The sequence below is a fragment of the Carnobacterium sp. 1290_CSPC genome, assembly GCF_001053265.1.
GTDB lineage: Bacteria > Bacillota > Bacilli > Lactobacillales > Aerococcaceae > Aerococcus > Aerococcus urinaeequi.
In genome coordinates, this window is sequence record NZ_JVVG01000093.1 from 1 (window position 1) to 3,711 (window position 3,711).

Genomic DNA, 3,711 nt, shown 5'->3' on the forward strand with positions numbered 1-3,711 from the left:
AAGAAGGCACTCTCTTCGGGTTTTCGGTCTGTACTGAAATCAAGGTATTATTGGGAATCCTAGCTTAAACCATAGATACCGTAAGGGATTTTATTCTTTATTTAAAACTTTGCAACAGAACCACTGAGACCAGTATTTAATAACGACGATATTTTTTATAATTTTTTTGTATTATGAGTCGAGTTTTTCTTAAATAATTCTTTGCTTTGTTTATTCGCATTGATAAAAGTTAAACCAGTTTCTTTATTTTTGCTGATTAATTTATCAATAGCTTCCACAGCTGTCGAATCCCATAATGTCATGGCACTAACGTCAATAATTAACTCGCCTTCATGATCAAGGTCATGTACAAAAAAGTCTGAAAACTTTTCAGCTGATGCGAAGTAAAGATGCCCATGGGCCTTATAATGATACTCATCATGTTCCGTTCCTTTTTCTACTTGGAAATGGGTCATGCTAAAGGCTGCAAAAATGGCACTTACTAAGGTCCCAACAACTACACCGTAGGCTAAATTGTGCGTGATCAAAACAATCCCCACAGTTAAAATCATAACAAAACTTTCATTTTTTGGCATAACGTTTAATCGTTTAACGGATCTCCAGTCAATGGTTTCATAAGCTACAACGACCATTACCGCTGCCAAAGCAACTACAGGAATTTGTACCACTATATTATTGAATAATACTACCGACATTAACATGAAGAAACCAGACAAGAACGTTGCTAACCGACCAATTCCGCCATAATTAAGATTAATTATTGTTTGACCGATCATGCCACAACCAGCAATTCCACCAAAGAAACCAGACAGCATGTTTCCAAGACCTTGACTGATAGACTCCTTGTTTTTATTACTTGGTTCGTTTGTTAATTCATCTACTAATTGTGCTGTCAATAATGATTCTACTAAACCAACTATGGCTACAGAAAGTGACGTAGGTAAAATGATTTTAAGAGTTTCTAAATTCATTGGGACACTCGGAATACCAAAACGAGGTAATTCACTTGAAATGTCTCCTAAATCACCTAACAATTGTACATTTAAATCTAGCCCCAACACAAGAGCTGTAATCACTACAATTGAAATAATAGGTGCAGGAATTTTTTTAGTTAGCTTAGGAGCCAAAAAAATAATAGCAATTCCAATAAATCCGAGCACTATTAAGATGGGACTTCCCTTGAAATGATCTAATTGGGATAAAAACATCATAATGCCTAAGCCGTTCACAAATCCAAGCATAACCGGCTTCGGAATGTAGCGCATTAATTTTCCTATCTTAAATAAACCTAATACAACTTGTATGATTCCGGCTAAAACAGTTGCAGCAAAAAGATACTCTACTCCATATTCAGCAACTAAATGAGCCAGCACTAATGCAACTGATCCTGCAGCCGCTGAAATTAACCCTGTTCGGCCTCCAAAAAAAGCGGCTGTAGCTGTAATAAAGAATGTGGCGTAAACTCCTACAACTGGTTCTACGCCGGCAACTAACATGAAACCAATGACTTCAGGGAATAAAGCTAAACAAACAATAACCCCTGCTAGAATATCTCCTTTGATATTACCAAACCATTCATTTTTATAATTTTGCATAAATACCTTCCTTCTCCAAAAATCAACTTTTTAAAAAAGCTCACAATAAAATACATTAACATATAAGTGAATAAAAACAAACAAAAATATATCCAAGAATACATTAGATAACTTAGAGGTAACTTTTTAACATAAAAACAAATGATATATGTTACTATGATTAAGCAAAAAGAAATTTTATATTTAAGGATGATAAAATGGAAATAGGCAACAGAATACAAGAACTTCGAAAATTAAATAGTATGACAGCAAAAGAATTATCAGAACGTATTAATGTTTCTCCTTCTTTTATTTCAGCAATCGAAAATAATTCAACAAAACTATCTCTAAAAACACTCGCTCATATTTGTGACGTTTTAGGTGTGTCTCTTGCTGAGTTTTTCAATTCAGAGATCAGCCCTGTGGAGCAAAAACTTATTTCTCAAATTAAACACTTACCAGAAGAAAAACAGTATGAATTACTGGCCTTTTTAACAGGATTATTTTAAAACGGATGGTAATAATTACCTGTTAAAAACTATATTTTATTCATGAAGTACTTAAGTTATAGGCAGGTATAATGTAATAAAAGAGATTTCTACTTTCTAATGAGTAAGTTTAATGATGTGTTTTAGCTCTTTGATTTAAAGCATCTTTATTAATGTCAAAAAATATTAATACAACAAAAAAGTAGTAAATTTATCTATATGAATCTCAACCCGAAAACTGAACACTCAAAAAAAGAGTGTTGTAAGTTTTCGGGTTGAGATTCACCAATTTGACGTCTCTTTTTTTATTTAAGATTCGTCAGAAACAGCCTGACACGTCAACCTTTTTGAGCACAGCGAAAAAACAGGTGACGTCGGAACCTCTTTATGCTCTTCCTTAAAATCACTTAAATCTCATTTTATTTCCGCTACAATTTTCTCCTGTTTTTGAATTTTTGTTTTTTTCAAATGAGTGCAACGAATTTTTAAAATTGCGGAGCGATTTTTCACACATTTTTTGCACAAACACGATATTTTTTTATCGTGTATAAGTGCGCCCTTACGAGATTTAACTAGATTATGACGACGAATTTTAGACCTGTAAAGCAATTGGAATAAAGCAATTAGTTTTGCCAGCTCATTATGTATTCTTTGTTTTGGGTTTCATCTTGATTTTCTGTTTTTATTTTAAAGTTATGCTTTTTGTAAAAATTAACTGCTTTTATGTTCTTTTTATATACTTTGAGAGATAGATTATCTTTTTCTTTTTGCAGGTATTGCATTAACTTTGTCCCTGCTCCTTGATTTCTTGCATTCTTTTCGACGAACATACCTGCGATATAGTTATCAATCAAACCACAAAACCCTATTATCCTTGTATTTTTTGCATATATTATAATTTCAGCTTCTTTGAAGGATTCTATAACATCATCGTAGTTATCAAGCCAATATTGTTCGTTGATAAAATTATGAGTTGTTATATTAGATTCTAACCAGATGTGACCTAAAGTTTTTAATGTTTCTTGATTTTTTTCACTTAATTTATAAATCATTTTTATCACCTTGATTTTGTTTTTTAAAACGAGTTGAAAACGAGTTTCTTCTTGTCTTGATTTTAGATTTTATCATGACGATGACTGTGCTTGCTGTTACATAGAATTAATAAAAGGGTTTTCGCCAAGCATTAGTAGTAAATAATGTTTCAAATCCACCTTTTGCACCTTTTCGATGTGCAACTTTTTCTATTTCTTTTAATAATTTATATTCTTGATTTGTAAACTTTAACTGTTCGAATAAAAAAATACTTGATAAAGTTTGATATAAAGCCCGTGATTCAGCTTCTGGAGTTTCTTTCCCCTTTTCAATTCTATCTTTTGAAGTATTTAATAACTTTATTGCCTGTTTTACACCTGCATTATTTTGATTTCTTTTATTAATTTCAGAAATTAAATCAGAAATTAAAATTAAAATATCTTTATCATTAGCATTCTGCAATTGTAGCACCTGCCCAACTAGCTACTGAAATGTTTCCAATACAATTAACCGTTTTCCCCTACTTGGTAAGGTTGAAAAGAAAATCTCTAAAAATATGATTGATTGTATGATCAATCTACTAAGAAATATAGGAGAAGATAAATGTAAAACCGTTA

At 31.8% G+C, this 3,711-nt stretch carries 4 protein-coding genes and 1 pseudogene; 2 read left to right on the forward strand and 3 right to left on the reverse strand.

The genetic code is table 11. From position 1 onward, the window contains the following. Nucleotides 1-155 precede the first annotated feature (155 nt). Nucleotides 156-1,595 carry a SulP family inorganic anion transporter gene (locus tag AC973_RS08345; protein ID WP_048729529.1) on the reverse strand — a complete coding sequence of 480 codons (1,440 nt, stop codon included), beginning with the start codon at nucleotides 1,593-1,595 and terminating at the stop codon, nucleotides 156-158. A gap of 197 nt (nucleotides 1,596-1,792) precedes the next feature. On the opposite strand from AC973_RS08345, the gene AC973_RS08350 reads away from it, so the two are divergent. Then, nucleotides 1,793-2,083 carry a helix-turn-helix domain-containing protein gene (locus AC973_RS08350; RefSeq protein WP_048729531.1) on the forward strand — a complete coding sequence of 97 codons (291 nt, stop codon included), beginning with the start codon at nucleotides 1,793-1,795 and terminating at the stop codon, nucleotides 2,081-2,083. A gap of 602 nt (nucleotides 2,084-2,685) precedes the next feature. Here AC973_RS08350 and AC973_RS08355 read toward each other — a convergent pair. After that, nucleotides 2,686-3,114: a GNAT family N-acetyltransferase gene (locus AC973_RS08355; protein ID WP_048729533.1), complete on the reverse strand. Its 429-nt coding sequence runs from the start codon at nucleotides 3,112-3,114 to the stop codon at nucleotides 2,686-2,688. Between the two features lie 106 nt (nucleotides 3,115-3,220). Further along, nucleotides 3,221-3,565 carry a bacteriocin immunity protein gene (locus AC973_RS08360; protein ID WP_082148283.1) on the reverse strand — a complete coding sequence of 115 codons (345 nt, stop codon included), beginning with the start codon at nucleotides 3,563-3,565 and terminating at the stop codon, nucleotides 3,221-3,223. 37 nt (nucleotides 3,566-3,602) lie between these two features. On the opposite strand from AC973_RS08360, the pseudogene AC973_RS10230 reads away from it, so the two are divergent. Beyond that, nucleotides 3,603-3,711 (forward strand): annotated as a pseudogene (locus AC973_RS10230) (IS30 family transposase); the annotation flags it as partial.